19 protein-coding genes and 2 tRNA genes are annotated in these 16,746 nt (G+C 38.9%); 11 read left to right on the forward strand and 10 right to left on the reverse strand.

Annotated features, from left to right (window positions below):
• Positions 1-171: 171 nt before the first annotated feature.
• The 3 genes from rpsF to rplI are packed head-to-tail and all read left to right on the forward strand — an operon-like array spanning position 172 to position 1,247.
• Entirely contained in the window at positions 172-528 is a 357-nt protein-coding gene (rpsF, locus tag G7074_RS16840; RefSeq protein ID WP_124560786.1) for a 30S ribosomal protein S6, read from the forward strand.
• Positions 528-791, forward strand: a complete 264-nt coding sequence (rpsR, locus tag G7074_RS16845; RefSeq protein ID WP_010599582.1) for a 30S ribosomal protein S18 — start codon at positions 528-530, stop codon at positions 789-791. Before rpsF ends, rpsR begins: the two co-directional genes overlap by 1 nt.
• Positions 792-803: 12 nt before the next feature.
• The gene (gene rplI / locus G7074_RS16850) at positions 804-1,247 is read left to right on the forward strand and encodes a 50S ribosomal protein L9 (RefSeq protein ID WP_039478206.1); all 444 of its coding nucleotides are present in this window, start codon (positions 804-806) and stop codon (positions 1,245-1,247) included.
• A 117-nt stretch (positions 1,248-1,364) separates the two neighbouring features.
• Here rplI and G7074_RS16855 read toward each other — a convergent pair whose 3' ends face one another.
• Both G7074_RS16855 and G7074_RS16860 read right to left on the reverse strand, forming a co-directional pair.
• A complete protein-coding gene (locus G7074_RS16855; protein ID WP_166210073.1) occupies positions 1,365-2,072 on the reverse strand; it encodes an SDR family oxidoreductase in 708 nt (235 codons plus the stop codon).
• Between the two features lie 30 nt (positions 2,073-2,102).
• Positions 2,103-2,915: a DUF1080 domain-containing protein gene (locus G7074_RS16860; RefSeq protein ID WP_124560784.1), complete on the reverse strand. Its 813-nt coding sequence runs from the start codon at positions 2,913-2,915 to the stop codon at positions 2,103-2,105.
• Positions 2,916-3,053: 138 nt separating this feature from the next.
• Between G7074_RS16860 and mtgA the strand changes: the two genes are divergently transcribed.
• Positions 3,054-3,782: a monofunctional biosynthetic peptidoglycan transglycosylase gene (gene mtgA / locus G7074_RS16865; protein ID WP_124560783.1), complete on the forward strand. Its 729-nt coding sequence runs from the start codon at positions 3,054-3,056 to the stop codon at positions 3,780-3,782.
• Positions 3,783-3,851: 69 nt separating this feature from the next.
• Here the strand turns inward: mtgA and G7074_RS16870 are convergent, their stop codons facing one another.
• The 3 genes from G7074_RS16870 to G7074_RS16880 form a co-directional block, all read right to left on the reverse strand.
• Positions 3,852-5,282, reverse strand: a complete 1,431-nt coding sequence (locus G7074_RS16870; RefSeq protein WP_166210076.1) for an AsmA-like C-terminal region-containing protein — start codon at positions 5,280-5,282, stop codon at positions 3,852-3,854.
• Between the two features lie 29 nt (positions 5,283-5,311).
• Positions 5,312-6,265: an AsmA family protein gene (locus tag G7074_RS16875; protein ID WP_166210079.1), complete on the reverse strand. Its 954-nt coding sequence runs from the start codon at positions 6,263-6,265 to the stop codon at positions 5,312-5,314.
• 188 nt (positions 6,266-6,453) lie between these two features.
• Complete coding sequence (locus G7074_RS16880; RefSeq protein ID WP_124560781.1) at positions 6,454-6,933, reverse strand: ABC transporter ATPase; 480 nt, start codon at positions 6,931-6,933, stop codon at positions 6,454-6,456.
• Between the two features lie 50 nt (positions 6,934-6,983).
• Between G7074_RS16880 and G7074_RS16885 the strand changes: the two genes are divergently transcribed.
• On the forward strand, positions 6,984-7,487 hold the full coding sequence (locus G7074_RS16885; protein WP_124560780.1) for a hypothetical protein: 504 nt from the start codon (positions 6,984-6,986) through the stop codon (positions 7,485-7,487).
• Between the two features lie 179 nt (positions 7,488-7,666).
• Here G7074_RS16885 and G7074_RS16890 read toward each other — a convergent pair whose 3' ends face one another.
• Together G7074_RS16890 and G7074_RS16895 are read right to left on the reverse strand one after the other, a co-directional pair.
• The gene (locus G7074_RS16890; protein WP_124560779.1) at positions 7,667-8,455 is read right to left on the reverse strand and encodes a (Fe-S)-binding protein; all 789 of its coding nucleotides are present in this window, start codon (positions 8,453-8,455) and stop codon (positions 7,667-7,669) included.
• Positions 8,456-8,558: 103 nt separating this feature from the next.
• Positions 8,559-9,854, reverse strand: a complete 1,296-nt coding sequence (locus G7074_RS16895) for a (Fe-S)-binding protein (RefSeq protein WP_124560778.1) — start codon at positions 9,852-9,854, stop codon at positions 8,559-8,561.
• A gap of 229 nt (positions 9,855-10,083) precedes the next feature.
• Between G7074_RS16895 and G7074_RS16900 the strand changes: the two genes are divergently transcribed.
• The 4 genes from G7074_RS16900 to G7074_RS16910 all read left to right on the forward strand — a co-directional run bounded on the left by G7074_RS16900 (position 10,084) and on the right by G7074_RS16910 (position 12,126).
• Positions 10,084-10,156: transfer RNA gene (locus G7074_RS16900), tRNA-Phe, on the forward strand.
• A gap of 185 nt (positions 10,157-10,341) precedes the next feature.
• Positions 10,342-11,043, forward strand: coding sequence for a sulfatase-like hydrolase/transferase (locus tag G7074_RS27270; RefSeq protein ID WP_240916335.1), 702 nt, complete (start codon positions 10,342-10,344; stop codon positions 11,041-11,043).
• A 44-nt stretch (positions 11,044-11,087) separates the two neighbouring features.
• Positions 11,088-11,873, forward strand: a complete 786-nt coding sequence (locus G7074_RS27275; RefSeq protein ID WP_240916336.1) for a sulfatase-like hydrolase/transferase — start codon at positions 11,088-11,090, stop codon at positions 11,871-11,873.
• Positions 11,874-12,053: 180 nt separating this feature from the next.
• Positions 12,054-12,126: transfer RNA gene (locus G7074_RS16910), tRNA-Phe, on the forward strand.
• Positions 12,127-12,548: 422 nt separating this feature from the next.
• Here G7074_RS16910 and G7074_RS16915 read toward each other — a convergent pair.
• Together G7074_RS16915 and G7074_RS16920 are read right to left on the reverse strand one after the other, a co-directional pair.
• Entirely contained in the window at positions 12,549-12,989 is a 441-nt protein-coding gene (locus tag G7074_RS16915; RefSeq protein ID WP_124560777.1) for an SRPBCC domain-containing protein, read from the reverse strand.
• A gap of 11 nt (positions 12,990-13,000) precedes the next feature.
• Entirely contained in the window at positions 13,001-13,363 is a 363-nt protein-coding gene (locus G7074_RS16920) for a DUF1801 domain-containing protein (protein WP_233603910.1), read from the reverse strand.
• A gap of 428 nt (positions 13,364-13,791) precedes the next feature.
• On the opposite strand from G7074_RS16920, the gene G7074_RS16925 reads away from it, so the two are divergent.
• The gene (locus G7074_RS16925; RefSeq protein ID WP_166210082.1) at positions 13,792-15,390 is read left to right on the forward strand and encodes a S41 family peptidase; all 1,599 of its coding nucleotides are present in this window, start codon (positions 13,792-13,794) and stop codon (positions 15,388-15,390) included.
• Between the two features lie 73 nt (positions 15,391-15,463).
• On the opposite strand, the gene G7074_RS16930 is transcribed toward G7074_RS16925, so the two are convergent.
• Positions 15,464-16,066, reverse strand: coding sequence for a hypothetical protein (locus G7074_RS16930; protein ID WP_124560775.1), 603 nt, complete (start codon positions 16,064-16,066; stop codon positions 15,464-15,466).
• 153 nt (positions 16,067-16,219) lie between these two features.
• Between G7074_RS16930 and G7074_RS16935 the strand changes: the two genes are divergently transcribed.
• On the forward strand, positions 16,220-16,702 hold the full coding sequence (locus tag G7074_RS16935) for a GNAT family N-acetyltransferase (protein WP_124560774.1): 483 nt from the start codon (positions 16,220-16,222) through the stop codon (positions 16,700-16,702).
• Positions 16,703-16,746 lie beyond the last annotated feature (44 nt).

Below are 16,746 nucleotides of genomic sequence, written 5' to 3' on the forward strand. Positions count from 1 at the left end.
CTTTACATATTACTTCGTAAAATAAGATGATTTTTCGCGGTGCTATAGGGGCACATTCATCCAGTACCTCATATATTCTGATTAATCGTTTGATTTTAAGAAATATATTGTTACTTTTGCATCCCCGTAATATACCTCGGGATTAAAAAATTAAAAACATAATTTATAACAATGAATCAGTACGAAACTGTTATCGTTCTAACCCCGTTGTTATCTGAAGAAGCTGCGAAAGAGGCATTAGCTAAATTCAAAGCGATTCTTACTGATAACGGTGCCGAAATTATCCAGGAGGATAATTGGGGTTTGAGAAAATTAGCGTATCCAATTGACAAAAAGTCAAATGGTTTCTTCAACTTAACTGAATACAAAGCTTCAGGTGATTTGATCGCAAAATTAGAGCTTCAATTAAAACGCGATGAGCGTGTGTTACGTTTCTTAACTATCCGTTTAGACAAACACGCTGTTGCTTACAATGAGAAAAAGCGTAGTGGTGCTTTTAACAAAAAAACTAAGGAGGTTGCAGCGTAATGGCAAGAGAACAAATTCAATACGTAACTGCCCCTAAAGTAGAGGATAACCGTAAAAAATATTGCCGTTTCAAGAAAAACGGAATTAAATATATCGATTACAAGGATGCAAACTTCTTGTTGAAATTCATTAACGATCAAGGTAAATTATTACCACGCCGTTTAACTGGTACTTCGTTAAAATTCCAACGTAAAGTGGCTCAGGCTGTAAAACGTGCCCGTCACATCGGTTTGTTACCTTTCGTTGCTGATCAATTAAAATAGGAGGCTAGAGATATGGAAATTATTTTAAAACAAGATATTAAAGGCCTTGGTGAGAAAGATGATGTAGTTACAGTAAAGCCAGGTTTTGGCCGTAACTATTTAATCCCTCAAGGATTTGCTGCATTGGCTACTTCTTCTGCTAAAAAAGTATTAGCAGAAAACTTAAAGCAAGCTGCTTTTAAACAAGATAAAATTAAGAAAGATGCTGAAGGTGTTGCTGAGCGTTTAACTGCTGTTAAACTTTCAATCGGTGCTAAAGCTGGCGAAAGCGGAAAAATCTTCGGAGCGGTTAACACCATCCAGATTGCTGAAGCATTAAAAGCTCAAGGCTTTGATGTAGACCGTCGTCGTATTACTTTCGAAACTGAACCTAAATTTGTTGGCGAATATGTTGCTAACTTAAACTTACACAAAGAAGTTAAAGTTCAAGTTCCTTTCGAAGTAGTTGCTGAATAAGCATTCTTTAAAGAATCATAAAAAAAAGGCTTTTGAGTTTTCTCAAAAGCCTTTTTTTTATGAATAGATGTGAGATTTGAGGAATGCCAACGCGTGCTAAATCTTTAATCTCAAATCTCAGATTTTCCTATCCCTTCGGGTTGTTGGCCTTATTTCTACCTTACTTGGCAAGGTTCTGGCTGGCATGGACAATAAATCTACCAGGAGCTTGCCCATATCTTCAGGCTGTATTTTCCAGGAATCGGCCTCCGCATCGGGGTTGTGGTCGTTAAAATGACTGGCTACCGAACCCGGCATAATGGTGCTTACCTTAACGCCGTATTTTCTTAAATCTAACATTACTGCCTGTGTAAAGCCGGTTAAACCAAATTTACTGGCATTGTAAGCCGAACCGCCTGCAAAGAAGTTAGTGCCTGCCAAACTCGAAATGGTGAAAATATGCCCCTGTGTTTTTTTGATTTCCTCTACACTGGCTTTAATACTGTAAAAAACACCGGTTAAGTTGGTATCAATAATTTCGTTCCATAAATTGATGTCCAGTTCATCAATGGGAGCGAAGTGTCCCACACCTGCGTTGGCAATCAGTACATCCAGCCGCCCCCATTTCTGAATAATCAGGCTTACTGCTTCCTGTTGCGATTTAAAGTCTTTAACATCGGCTTCAATAGCCAATATATCGCCATGAGCTACTAAACTGGATGCCGCCTTATTGGCTGCGTCAATTGTTCTGCTGGTTATGGCTACTTTATAACCGTCTTTTAAAAGGGCTTCGGCAATACCGAGCCCAATTCCTTTACTTCCTCCTGTAATTAATGCAACTTTCATGTTCTCTTAACGTATATCTCTCAAAAATGTTTACTTAGATTTTGTGGTGGCAGGTATCGGGAGCTGTATGATTTCGATATCTTTAAAATCAACTGGTTGCCCTTCGCTTTGCAGGGCGATAAAACCTGATTTAAGTGCTTTACCGTCTATCTTAATTTTGGGGTCGAAGCGGTTAGCTACGCCTCCGCCAATCTGGGGTTTGCTGTATTGCAGCACGGTATCGCCGTTAATGATGTGGGTAACCAGCGAATCGCCCAATACAATCAGCTCTGCCGATACCCACTGGTCGCCATCGTAAGTTTTTGATCTCGAATCTAAACAATGACCAGCGAACATTTTGCCGTTATAAAAAATTTCAGTGCCTGGTGAACACATGTTGCCGGTAGGGCGTGGCCTGCCATCGCTCAAACCACCTAAAAACTGCATTTCAATTGAAATTGGCCAATCCTGTTCTTTAGGCATTGTTTTTGGATCCTGCGAATGGAACATCACACCGCTATTGCGCAAGGTATAACTGGGTGCACCTTTTTGCAGCTCACCAACCATGCGGTATTTTAATTTTAAATGATAGTATGAAAAAGGTGTTTTATAGTAAAGGTGGCCAAACTGATCGTTAAAATCGCCGTACTGATCGTAACGCACTTTAATAATGCCATCTTCTACGCGGAAAGTATTCCCGAAGTTTACATTGTAATCATGGTGGTGGATTTTAACGTTCCAGTCTTTAATGTCTTTCCCATTGAAAAGTGAAGTCCACTTGCCATTGCTGGTGCTTGTGTTTTTTGTGGTGCTGCAACCCCATAAAAGAGTCAGCATAAAAAAAAGGTATCCGAGTTTCTTCATCTGTGTAAATTTGAATCCAAAATACATAAAATCGGGTCATTTAATTTTATTCCAGTATTTAATTTACAAATGAGAAGATGATTAATAAATCTTTCCGCTTACATTTTCCTTTTCCATACCTTTAATTACCTTTGCGCTATGGCGAAAACCCGGACAACCAAAACGAAAAGTAAAGCAAAACACCCGCTTTTAAAGAAGATTACCAACATTGCATCGAAGGTGTTTTTATACTTTTTGCTGGTTTCTGTTCTTTGGGTCATTGCACTTCGCTTTATTAACCCACCCATCACCTTGCTGATGGTTTTACGCAACATTGAGCGTAAAGCTGATGGAAAGCCTTTTAAAACCGAAAAAAAATGGGTTGATTTCGATGAGATTTCGGATAATATGAAACGTGCAGCGGTATCGGCCGAAGATCAGTTATTTTTAAAACATATCGGCTTTGATATGAAAGCAATCGAAAAAGCTTTTGCCAGTAATGCAAAAGGTAAAAAAGTAAAAGGAGGGAGTACCATTTCGCAACAGACAGCTAAAAATGTATTCCTGTGGCCAGGTCGTTCTTGGATTAGAAAAGGGTTTGAAGCTTATTTTACACTATTAATTGAATTGTTCTGGAGCAAAGAACGCATCTTAGAGGTTTACCTCAATGTAATCGAAATGGGTGATGGCGTTTACGGCGCTGAGGCTGCTGCACAAGAATATTATGGCAAATCGTGCACTAAATTAACCAAAAAACAAGCTGCCTTGATTGCTGCATGCTTTCCTAACCCTTTGCGTTGGACACCCAAAAATGCAACTCCTTACATCAGGCATCGCCAGTATCTGATATTAAGAAATATGAATAGGCTGGGGCCGCTTGATTTCTAAAATGTAAGATGTGAAATATAATATGGATAATCGAAATGCAGTTTTCTTCCATCATCCATTATACATCATTTAATCATGATCCTTATTCCATCGGATTTTGATGCCGCCTTTTTCATCGTCTACTGCTTTTAGGTGCAGCACTATACCACGCATACGGGCTTCTCTTTTTTCCTGTCTGGTTAGGTTTTCATCTCCTTTAGGGTTTCTAAGCGGAATATCCATGGCTACATTTGTTCCCGAACCTAAAGCATAGGTTCCTTTTACGTTAAAGTTTAATGCACTCGAGCTTATCTGCATTGGGCTGATTTCTACTTTATCGCCGTTGATGTTTAAGGTGCCATCCAGGTTTTTAATTTCTACATTAGATAAATTACGGTTGGCAAAGGCGAATTTGCCTACTTTGACCATCGGCTCGAAATTAACGAGCGCAGCATTATTGAGGTTAAAAACGACCTTACCATTGATAGAGCGGGGCAATATTTTGCCGGTATGCGATATGCGGCCGGAGATATTTACCAAAGAAGATAAGTAGCCTTTAAGGTTTTTATTCGTAATGGTGTTTTGCCCGAAATTATCAAAAGAGTAAAAGAAATCTTTAACACTTACATGGCTGATTTTGGAGTTAATTTTAAAGCTGTTTGAAGCTGCCTGCTGAATGATATTCCCATCCAAGGATAATTGACCTCCGGCATGAGCCACACTGATTTTATTGAAGAAAATGCCACCTCCCCGAAGCGATATGTCGGCATCGAGGTTTTTAGCCATAAACTTCTCATAAATAGCCTTATTAACCGTTAAGCGGATATTCATTTGCGAGAGCTCTAAAACATTACTCAACTCTTTAGAAACCACCTGTTTATTTCCGCTGGATTTTGTTTTTTTAGTTGTTCTGGGGCCCAAAAAAGGTAAAAACTCTTTTAAATATAGCTGTGGACTGGTCATCTTCAGGTTAACCAGTATTTTTTCGGGAGCGGTATAATACAAGTTAGCAAAATTAGCAATATTGCAGTTTACGTTGAGCTCGCTTTTGCCTAGCTGGAAGTGTCCGTTTTGTATAGATAAGTTGTTTTGGTTGAAATCGATATCTAATGCACTTTTTATCAGATGCAGGTTCCGTGGTATGTAAAGGATATCGGCATTAGCAATCCTGATTTTACCTGAAACCACTGGTTTGGTGAATTTGAAATTATCGATATCGGCTTGGCAATAAAGTTTTAAATCTGCTGTTCCGTTTTTAAATTCAAAGTCGTTTGTGCCTAATGAATTATTGAGGTTAGAAAGCGGAAACTGCGAAGTAACCAAGCCCGTGGCAATGGGGCGTGATAGATTATTAACCGTAAAAGTGTCGATTTTTAATGGTGCGTTGAAATATTTTGCAGTGAGTTTATGGAACTTGATGGAAGAGTTATCATCGCCAATAATGCCGCCAACTGTATCTCGATTGGTAAACGAACCATCAAAATTACAGGCTGTTAATCTACCTGCTGGGATTGAAACCACATTATCCCTTACGGTTATACCAACCTTAATCAGCGGGTCGCCATACTTTCCAGATCCATCATCAATAATATTCCCCTGATGTTGATTGGTTTTTCAATGCCAAATTTTAACAATTTTGAAGAAATATTGGGTGCAAGAAGCAGGGCTACATCTCTGAATAAAATATCGTCAACGGCAATGCTAATGGCAAAAGCCGATTTATCCAGTTCTATTTTAGCACCGATTTTGAAGGGATGTCCGCCAATATTTAATATTTCAGGATCTAAAATTACCGCATCCAATGCTTTGCTGTAATGTGCAGAGAGTGTGCCATCTAAAGTTTTGTCTTTTAAAAAACTTCCTTTCCGGGTATTGAAAGCAAAGCTGTTTACCTTGGTTTTTAGCTTAATTTTGCCAGTCCAGCCGCTATCGGGGTATTCCATCCGGCCTTGTATCTGATCGATATTAAAGTTGAAGAGCTTGTGCCGCTTTTTGTTATCGAGTACCAGACTTACCCTATTAAAATCAATTTTCTTGACTTCAAGCGCCGATGATTTAGTGGATGTTTTTTTCTCGGCAGAAGGTTTACTTTTAAAAATACTGGTATTGCTGTAACCTGCAGAATCGGTATAGATATAAATAGCTGCATTGTTAATGGCAATCTGCTTAATGTTTACGTTGCCAACAATAAGCGAAAGTACATTTAGCGATACGTCAATATCCTGTGCTTTTAAAAGGTCGTGTTTGTGTTGTACCCATAAGCTATCTCTCAACAACACACCATTTAACGATACCGAAACTCCTGGAAAACTTTTCAGGAGGGTAGGCTCCATGCTGGTAGCCGTTATTTCGCCGTTTAAATTTTTGTTTAGTTGCGATAGGATAGAAGTAAGCACTTCTTTTTTATTGCGGCTAATGTAAAATGCACCAGCCAGCCAGGTTAAAATAACCAGCACAACCAGAGCAGCTAATATCTTTAAGGAAATTTTGAGCCAGCGTTTCATACACATTATTTTGATTTAACCAATATAATGCTTTTTGGCTGCTAATTGTTTGCCTGTAAACTAAAATTAACTAAAAATAGAGTTACAGGTTTTAAGAATTTTGATTAGCATTTGGGTTTATTCTCCCATTAGTTGTACTTATAAAAAGGTATATTAAGTACAGCATACCGCTATAGCTTTAAATATGTTTAAAGCAAGTGTGCAAAAACTGTAGAGTGCCAGCTATTTTTAAAGGGAACTTCCCATTTGCTCTCCAAATCTGCCAGTGTTTGCACCATGTTGTTAAAAACAATCGTTTCTGGTGTAATCTGCTTAATGTTTACCAATGTTTCGAAATCTTCCTTGCCCTGAACTTTCACCTCATCGTCAATGCGGTAAGCAATATTGAAACGATTAAAAAGATCAACGTGGTATTCGCTTTCGATCTCCTTAATTAACCTAACCGAGCTATCGATAGAGCATCCGGTAACACCGGCCTGGCTTTCATCAACAGTGAGGATAATAAAAAAGCCATAACGAATTTCTGCCTTTGCCAGCAATTCATTACCATGTGCTTTCCATTGGTTGGTAAAAGCTGCTAATTTATTCAGGATCTGGTTTTCTTCAATTGAAGAAAACTTGCGATCGCTTTGGTATATCCAAACTCTTGATTGTGGAGAAAAACTCATATACAAATTTATGATTTTAATTAATTTGGTGTGTTTAAAACGCTAGCCATATGAAAAAGTTTACACTTTGCTTGAAAATGTCGCTTGTTTCGGCGCTTTGTGTGTTTTTTTATGCTTTTTCCAATCCCGATCCCTTAGAACAATGTGCTGGTTTTCTACAAAAAACCTTCTCCGACCATTACGATGTTGCACAGGAAAGTAACCAGATTAAGCGTTATGAACTAAATGTTACTAACAATGGCTTTTGTCGTTACAAGCGATACTTTAATAACGGAAAAACGGAGTATTTCGCATTTAAGTTATCGAAATTTAAAGATATGGATTATTATGGTAATACCGTATCGGGTAAACTCTATCTATATACCAAGGGTGATGATGTAATTGTACAGACCTATAAAGATAAAGGGGGAGATGTAGATTCGATGGCAACACAAATTATTATCCCGCTCAAAAATATGGAGGCTGAAGATTTAAACCAGATTCGTGATAATTTAGAGCAGATTGTTAAAATACCGGCGCAGCCAGCTAAGGATGCGGTGAAGCTTGGGGATTAGTATTTATCATTTCTGCACAGCGAGATCGTTCTGCATAAGCTTTAAGATTCCCAGTCAAGCTGGGAATGACGACCCGTCATATAATTCTGCTGCCAGGATATTCCTTTCAATAAAAAGTAAGTCTTAGCGGTGTGCCAAGACTTACTTTTCTTTAATGAATTATATGGTTAATTCAAAGGTTAGAGGCCATTCGCTCTTGCGGTAATTTCTGCAATATCCAATACCTTAACTTCCTGTTCTTTATCTTTCAACTTAATCCCATCGCTTAACATGGTCATGCAAAAAGGGCAGCCTGCAGCTATCACCTGAGGATTGGTTTGTAAGGCTTCGTCAACACGTTCTACGTTAATATCTTTATTGCCTTTTTCGGGTTCTTTAAACATTTGTGCTCCGCCGGCTCCGCAACATAAACCATTGCTTTTGCAGCGTTTCATTTCTACCAGCTGGGCATCTAAAACTTCGAGTGCTTTTCGTGGCGCTTCATAAATGCCATTGGCACGGCCCAGGTAACAAGGATCGTGGTAGGTAATTTTTTTACCCTTAAAACTTTCGCCACCTTCAGCTTTCAGTTTCCCTTCGCTAATTAAATCCTGAATCAACTGTGTATGGTGGATAACCTCGTAGGTTCCGCCCAGGCCTGGATATTCGTTTTTGATAGTATTAAAGCAGTGCGGACAGCCAGTTACGATTTTTTTAATATTGTAGGCATTCAAAACCTCAATATTGGTCATGGCCTGCATCTGGAATAAAAACTCGTTACCTGCACGCTTTGCCGGATCGCCTGTACAGCTTTCTTCGGTGCCTAAAACAGCGTATTTAATGCCCACATGATGTAAGATTTTGCAGATATCGCGGGTTATTTTTTGCGCCCGTTCATCGTAGCTTCCGGCACATCCAACCCAAAATAGTATTTCCGGTTCTTCGCCAGCAGCCATTAATTCGGCCATTGTAGGTACTTTAAATTCCATGTTTACTCGTATTTTAAAGGTTAACCGTTTAAATTGTTAACTGTTTAATTGTATTGTTAAATTGCTCATTCGTTTTGAATATTCCTCGACTCAGGACTTTAGACTAAGAGCCTTCTGCCCAGTTAAAACGGTCGGCTGGAGAGTATTTCCATGGCGCCTGGTTGTTTTCAATGTTACCCATCATGGCATTGATACTTGCAGGTGCCTGCGATTCTTCCATTACTGCAAAACGACGCAACTCTACAATAATCTGTAAAGGATCGATATTAACAGGGCAAGCTTCGGTACAAGCGTTGCAACTGGTACAGGCCCAGATCTCTTCTCTGCTAATGTAATCATCTAACAAAGATTTACCATCCTGATGTTCTGCGCCATGTTTATCGATGTTTTGGCCAACTTCCGTAATCCGGTCGCGGGTATCCATCATAATCTTACGTGGTGATAAAAGCTTGCCTGTAATATTTGCCGGACAAACTGAAGTACACCTTCCACATTCAGTGCAAGTATAGGCATTCATTAAGTTTACCCAGGTCAAATCTGTCACATCTTTTGCCCCAAATTTACCAGGTTCGCTTTCTGCTGGTACAAAAGACGGATCGAGCATGGCTTTAACCTCATTAGTTACTGATGCCATGTTGGTAAACTCACCCTTAGGCTCAAGATTAGAAAAATAGGTGTTTGGAAAAGCAAAAATGATATGGAAATGCTTTGAATATGGTAGGTAGTTTAAGAAAGCTAAAATACCGATAATGTGGAACCACCAGCAGCTGCGTTCAATAATCACCAAAGCGCTTTCGGTTGATGGTAATAAATTTATCAAATACTGGCTAACCGGAAATGCACCTGCTTGTACGTAATGACCTGCGCCGATGCTTTGTAATTTTGCATCAGCAGCATTCATCAGCAGGAAAGCAGTCATTAATAATATTTCGGTAATGAGGATATAGTTGGCATCAGATTTTGGCCAGCTTTTCATTTCTACCCCGCTGAAACGCTTTAATTTTAAGATGTTTCTGCGGATCAGGAAGATGGCACACGATACCCAAACGGTAAAAGCCAGGATTTCAAACGAGGCAATTAAAAAGTTATATAAACCGCCAAGGCCGTTAAAAATGCGGTGTGTGCCGAAAATTCCATCGATCATGATTTCGAGCACCTCGATGTTGATGATGACAAAGCCAATGTATACGAAGAAATGGAGGAATGCCGGAATGGGGCGTACCACCATTTTAGACTGACCAAATGCCACACGTAACATCGTTATCAAGCGCTTTGCAGGCTGATCGTTGCGATTAACCGCTTTCCCCAACCGGATATTACGGATAATTTTACGGAGGTTAACTGTAAACAGCGCAATTGCTGCAAGTGTAAGTACTAGAAAAAGGATCTGTGCTACCATGCAATATTAGATTGTTAACGCTAAATTAGGATATTAATCTAAATAAATTACTATGCATGCATAAAAAAATAGATAAAATTGTTTGTTTGTATTCATTCTAAGCAGGTATTAGGGCCTTTTTTCAAATGCACAAAAAATTAATTCACTGATAATCAGTTGAGCAGTGAAATAATAGAAAAAAAGTTTTGCTTTTGAAAAAAGAACACTACATTTGCAATCCCAAACGGATGGTGCCATAGCTCAGTCGGTAGAGCAAAGGACTGAAAATCCTTGTGTCCCTGGTTCGAATCCAGGTGGCACCACTTCCAAAAGCCTTTCAGAAATGAAAGGCTTTTTTGGTTTTAAAGCTTTTAATAAAAAGTTTTACGTAACAATATAAATAATCAATCGTTTGCGCTTTATTTAGTTTTGGTTTAGTAGTTGGTGTAGGCTAAATTAGTTGCAACCACCTCATTTAGGGTGCCTATCAATGTCATCTAAAACAATCATGTTGAACTATAGAGCCAAAAACAGCCGCAAGCACGCATTTCAGAAATTTTTTAATGGTATATTAGGTAAAATGATTTTAACTGGTTTACCTCTCTCATTTTTAAGCAGTTTGCCTTGCCTTGTTTCTGCTCAGCAAAAGCCAAATGTTGTGCTTATTTACATAGATGATTTGGGCTACGGAGATTTAAGTTGTTACGGGGCTACAAAAATTGCTACACCAAATGTCGATCTTATTGCCAAAAGAGGCTTGAAATTTACAAATGGGCATACTACATCTGCTACCTGTACACCGTCGCGGTACGCATTAATGAGTGGCGAATATCCCTGGCGCGAAAAAGGCCGTAATATTTTGCCTGGTGATGCGGCACTAATCCTTTCGACCAATAAAACCAGTTTACCTAAAGTATTTAAAGCAGCAGGGTATCAAACGGCAATTGTGGGTAAATGGCATTTAGGTCTTGGTGATAAAGTAAGTAAAGACTGGAATGGTGATATCAGCCCAGGACCTAACGAAATTGGTTTTGATTATTCTTTTATTTTTCCAGCTACTGCAGATCGGGTGCCAACTGTATTTATGGAAAACCATAGTGTAATTGGTTTAGAAAAAGGTGATTCGATTGAGGTTGATTATGGTAAAAAGGTTGGCGATGAACCAACCGGAAAAGAGCATCCCGAGTTGTTAAAACTCCCTCCTCAGTAGGACATAATAATACAATAGTTAACGGCATTGGTCGTATTGGTTATATGAAAGGAGGCAAAAAAGCGAGGTGGACAGATGAAGAACTTGCCCCAACTTTTCTGACCAAAGCGATGCAGTTCATTGAAAAAAATCAGAAAAAACCTTTCTTTTTGTATTATGCGCTAAATGATATCCATGTTCCGCGTATGCCTGCTACCATGTTTAAAGGAAAGAGCGAGATGGGATACAGAGGCGATGCCATACTGGAAATGGATTGGGCGGTAGGTGAAATTACCAAGCAGTTAGATGAATTGGGTTTAACCAAAAACACCATTATTATTTTTAGTAGCGATAACGGGCCTGTATTGGATGATGGTTATGCAGACGAAGCTATTGCTAAACAAAACGGGCATTTGCCTGCGGGACCATTAAGAGGAGCTAAAACGAGTGTTTATGAAGGTGGTACGAGAGTTCCGTTTATTGTTTCATGGCCAGAAAAAATTAAACCCGGGCAGTCTGATGCACTGGTTAACCAGATAGATTTGCTGGCCTCTTTTGCAGGCTATTTTAAGGTACCCATTAAAAATGGGGAGGCTGGCGATAGTGAAAATCAATTTGCTGCATTTACGGGAGCAGATCGGGTAGGGCGGAAAATGATGATAGAAGAGGGATACAATAATCTGGCTGTAGTAAAAGGCAATTGGAAATATATTGCCCCATTTGGCAAAAATGGCGATCAGTTGTTCGATTTAAAGGCTGATATTGGGGAAAAAAATAATGTTGTGGCTAAATTTCCAGAAAAGGTGAGTGAACTAAAGTCTTTACTTGCTACAGAGACAAGTAAAAAATAGCCTAAAAGATATTGAAGTGAGTAGACCAGATATTTTCTTGAAAAATAATTTTTATGCATCTGCTTGCTTATCAGAAAGATCTGCGTTTTTTGTCGGTTAAACGGTTTTTTAAAGCAGAAAAACTCAAATTATTTTTTGCATTTGTGAAAAAGAACACTACATTTGCATTCCCAAACGGAGGGTGCCATAGCTCAGTCGGTAGAGCAAAGGACTGAAAATCCTTGTGTCCCTGGTTCGAATCCAGGTGGCACCACTTCCAAAAGCCTTTCAGAAATGAGAGGCTTTTTTATTATACGGTTATTTTGCTACTATTAGTATTTATTTGGATCAAGCGGAAAAGGGATCAAGCGGAAAAGTTGGGGGTAAAGGAATAATTTATTTCTTTTGTAGCTTTAACACAAATTGAACTTTCCCTGGCTGTTGCCGAACAAACCCTAATTAGTTTTTTGTTGACACAAGGCATCCTAGATTATTTCGAACTTACTAAAGCCGATAAAGCAATAAAGGAATTGCATATTTATCTTGAAGAGAAGAATATAGCACCCGATTGTAATGTTGTGAATTTAGGCTTTTAACAAGGGATAAACACAAATATTGACCAATATCTGTGTTTATCCTTTTTATCTGTGGTTAATGTTTTCTCGTTAGCCAACGCAACGAAGCATTACTGGCCAATTAGGTTTCCACATGGTATTCACTTTCTGACATGCCTTTTACCTTTTTTAAAGCCGCAGGCCAGGTTTCATTAAAATAATCCTTCCATTCGTCGATAATGTTCATATCAATAGTGAGTTCTGTGAGCCCGTCTTTTTCTTTTAAGGTATAATTCTCCAGCGATTCACCCCAATCATGCACTACTTCTTTACCGTCTTTTATCTCGCCCACGTGCTTGATGGACATAAATTGATTGGGGATGTTCTCTGCAATAACCGCCACCATTCCTTGTCCTTTACCATCCCCAAATACTGCTCTGCTTCCTTTTTTCCAGTCGGTTTCTACTGACGATCCTTCAGCAAAAACCGAAGTCCATTTAGGATAGCTTTCCACACCGAACAGTATATCCCAAACTTTTTCGGCACTGGCATTAATTGTGGTTTTAAATTCAATCTTTTCCATGGTTTTATATTTTATTTACTGGTTTCCATTAAGTTTATCCAGGCATTTACAGCTTTTGTGAGTGCTTCAGTATGCTGCTCTACATCGGCCATCGTGTAAAATTTGGCGTAAGCCTTTCCTTTGGTTTGTTCTTCTAAAAAGCCAAAATCATTGTTCAGTAACGAGGCCTTATGAAAAACTACAACTACATAGTTTTTTATTTTGGGGTTTAAGGTGGCCATATCCTCTTTATACTTAAAGCTTGGTCCACCCCATTTAATATCGCTTTCTATTTTTGGGCTGGCAGCTGTAATTATTTCGATTACCTTTTCCATTTCCTTTTTTAAAGGATGATCCAGCGTATCCATAAACGCCTTAACTTTTACAATACTCATAATAAACAATTTATACTACAAAGTTGTTTAGTATTTAGTTGCTTTTTGCGGTGCAAAGGCGACAATTTAAGGGGGTGGAAGGACTTAACTTTCCATTTATTTTTTGAGCCGATTCATTTTAGGTGCCCACATTTTATAGCAGTCAACCAATCAGCAGGCTTATTAAAACAAGCATCAATATTTAACATATTTTCACTATAATAATCTCATAAATAAGTAATTTAATCGGTAGATTTACGTAATTCAACGATACATCTGCGTAGCTGCACAATATTTTGAATTAAATTTAGTTGTTGGTTGGTGGGTTTTCAGTTAACAGTTCTCAATAGGGAGTTTTTTTAGGGCTGTTTTCGGGGCTAACCATAAACCAATAAAAACAACTTTATTACAACACGTTACGTATATACAACACCATGTTACCAACTTCCATGAAAAATAATAAATTTAACAGGCTGTTAATAATTGGCTTTTTGAGCCTTATGGTAGTTACTGCCTGTAAAAAAAGCAGTATTGTACCCGATGAGCCCGTTACGCCGACTACAGTTACACCTGCAGGAACCCGTGAAGAGCTGACTAAAGATTCGATCTTTTTGTATTCCAAAGAACTATACTATTGGAATACATCGTTACCTACTTATGAGGTTTTTAATCCGCGTAGCTTTGGCTCAAATGAGGCCGAGCTTTATGCCCTGACCCAATACTCTAACGATCCGACAACCGGAAAGCCTTATGAATATGTGAGTAGTTCGGCAGAGCCCAAATATTCGTTTTTTGATTATACCGCGGCCACTTCCGGAAAAACAGGTGCTTTAAAGGCTGATGTAAATGGTTCGGCCAACGATTATGGCTTTTCAATAAATTACAGTACTACTGATGATTTAAGGGTAAAATATGTATACCCCAATTCTCCGGCTGCACAGCAGGGCTTAACCCGTGGCTGCAGGATAACGAGCGTAAATGGCCGTACCAGTCTCAGTTACAGCACTGCCAATGTAAGTTTTCTGTACAATGCTATTTTGGGCACAAATGCGAGTGTGAGTCTCGTTTTTACCGATTTAAATAATAACACCAAAAGCGTGGTCGTATCCAGCGCTTCCTATACAGTTAATCCAATCTTGTATACCCACGTATACACTGTTGGAACAAAAAAAGTAGGTTATATTGTTTTTAACAGCTTTACCAATAATGCAACCGCAGGTTTAAACAGTGCTTTTGCTAATTTTGCCACACAGGGTGTAAGTGAACTTGTTGTCGATTTACGTTATAATGGTGGAGGATATGTATCCACCGCCACCCAAATCATCAATCTGGCAGCACCTATTGCTCAAAATGGTAGCATCATGTTTACCTCTTATTACAACAGTTACTTACAAAATATTACTACTGCCCAGCGTAAAGCTTCTATTTTGGCTCACCAGCCTTTATTAGATGATGCAGGTAAATTGCAGACTTTTACTACAGGGGTTAATGGAAAATATGCCACCTATGCCGATTTAAATTATTCGTCAACCTCTGCCGATAATATAGAGCGTTTTGCAAAATCGGGTAACCTGGCTTTAAGCCGGATTTATTTTATCGTAACAGGGGCTACCGCTTCGGCGAGTGAGTTAACCATTAATAGTTTAAAGCCTGTAATGGATGTAAAACTGATTGGCAAAACTACTTATGGTAAGCCTGTAGGCTTTTTCCCGATCAGGATTGATAAACTCGATATGTATATTCCGGAGTTTGAAACCAAAAACCAGGCAGGTGCCGGAGGATATTATTCGGGATTAACAGTTGATAAAGATGCCTATGAAGATTATAAAAAAGATTGGGGCAATGAAACCGAAACTTATTTATATTATGCATTGGCTTATGCCAATACCGGTGCTTTTCCGCTTACTGCGCCAAAAACGGCAAGTTTAAAAACAAGTACTTTACCGCTTTCTTCAAGCTTATCAACAGAAGAAATTAAATCGGTTGATGCCCATTTAGACCCGAACGGATTTAAAGGAATGATAATGACCCCACATGGGAAAATGTAACAGCCTGAGTTAATCAATAAAAAAGCGCGGTTGCCTATCAAGGTAACCGCGCTTTTTTTGTGCGAGCTAAGTGCTACAACAATATTTTACTGCTGATATCTTTATTGATGGTAATGTAGCCAGGATATTTGAAAGGCGTATTACCCAGCATAAAAGTAGGTTTAATTTTAATGGTTAATAAACCCAGTTTTTCATCTTTAGCCGATGAACCTTTTTGAGCAGCTTTTACAATATCGTTAAATACATTGCCGTTGGATACCAGACCATAAATATTGCTCACCAATTGCACCGGCACGGTTACAGTTTGACCTTGTGCAATGCTTACACTTTGGTTAACCAAGCCTTCGGCCAAATCGGTATTGTTTACCAGTATTTTATATTCGAACTGGTTTATAGCTGCCACATTGCTTGAAGGATTGCTGATTTCTAAATTGAGGTTAGCTTTTAATGGAATATCCTTGCGCAATAAGCCCAGTGCTACACCCGGTAGGCTGGTAAGGCTAAAACTTTGCTGATCCATTAATTTCTTTACATCGGTGCCTGCAATAGATACCTGCTGAACCCCGGTAATTTTATAAGTACAGTTTTCCAGCGCTTTTATTTGCTGGGCCTGTTTGTTAATGCCGCAACCCAACGCAGTAGTTACAAGCAGGCAAATCATTAGTGTGTTTTTCATGTTAATCATAACGCCAAAATACTAAAACTATTTTAGTATGATATTGGTTAACTGTTTAAATTGGTAAAGAAGGGTGAGAACTACAATTATTAAGTTTCTGCGGATTTGGCAATTAACAAGGTTTTGAGTTATTTTGACAAGAAATTTAACAGCATGGCCATTACAATAAGGAAGATAGTAGCAGAAGATAATGAGGCTACTGCAGAAATGATCAGGACAATTTTACGCGAATTTAAAATAGACAAGCCTGGTACCGTTTATACCGACCCAACAACCGACCAGTTGTCTCGGTTATTTGAACAGGCTGGATCAGCTTACTGGATTGCCGAAGAGGATGGAGAGATTATAGGAGGTTGCGGCATTTATCCAACCGATGGCTTGCCTGAAGGTTGTGTAGAATTGGTTAAACTTTACACTGCTGCATCGGCAAGGGGAAAAGGAGTTGGCAGGATGCTGATGGAGAAAAGTATCGAATCGGCACAACACTTTGGTTATAACGAAGTATATCTCGAATCATTTCCGGAGCTTACAACAGCCATAAGCATGTATCAAAAAGCAGGTTTTGTTAAACTTCCTGCTCCTTTAGGCAATTCAGGACACTTTGCCTGCAATGTGTGGATGTTGCTGGTATTGTAGGTTGGTTAATTGTTGAAACTGGTTAATTGGTTAACCGTAAGTTT

It is taken from the genome of Pedobacter sp. HDW13, assembly GCF_011303555.1.
Classification (GTDB): Bacteria; Bacteroidota; Bacteroidia; order Sphingobacteriales; family Sphingobacteriaceae; genus Pedobacter.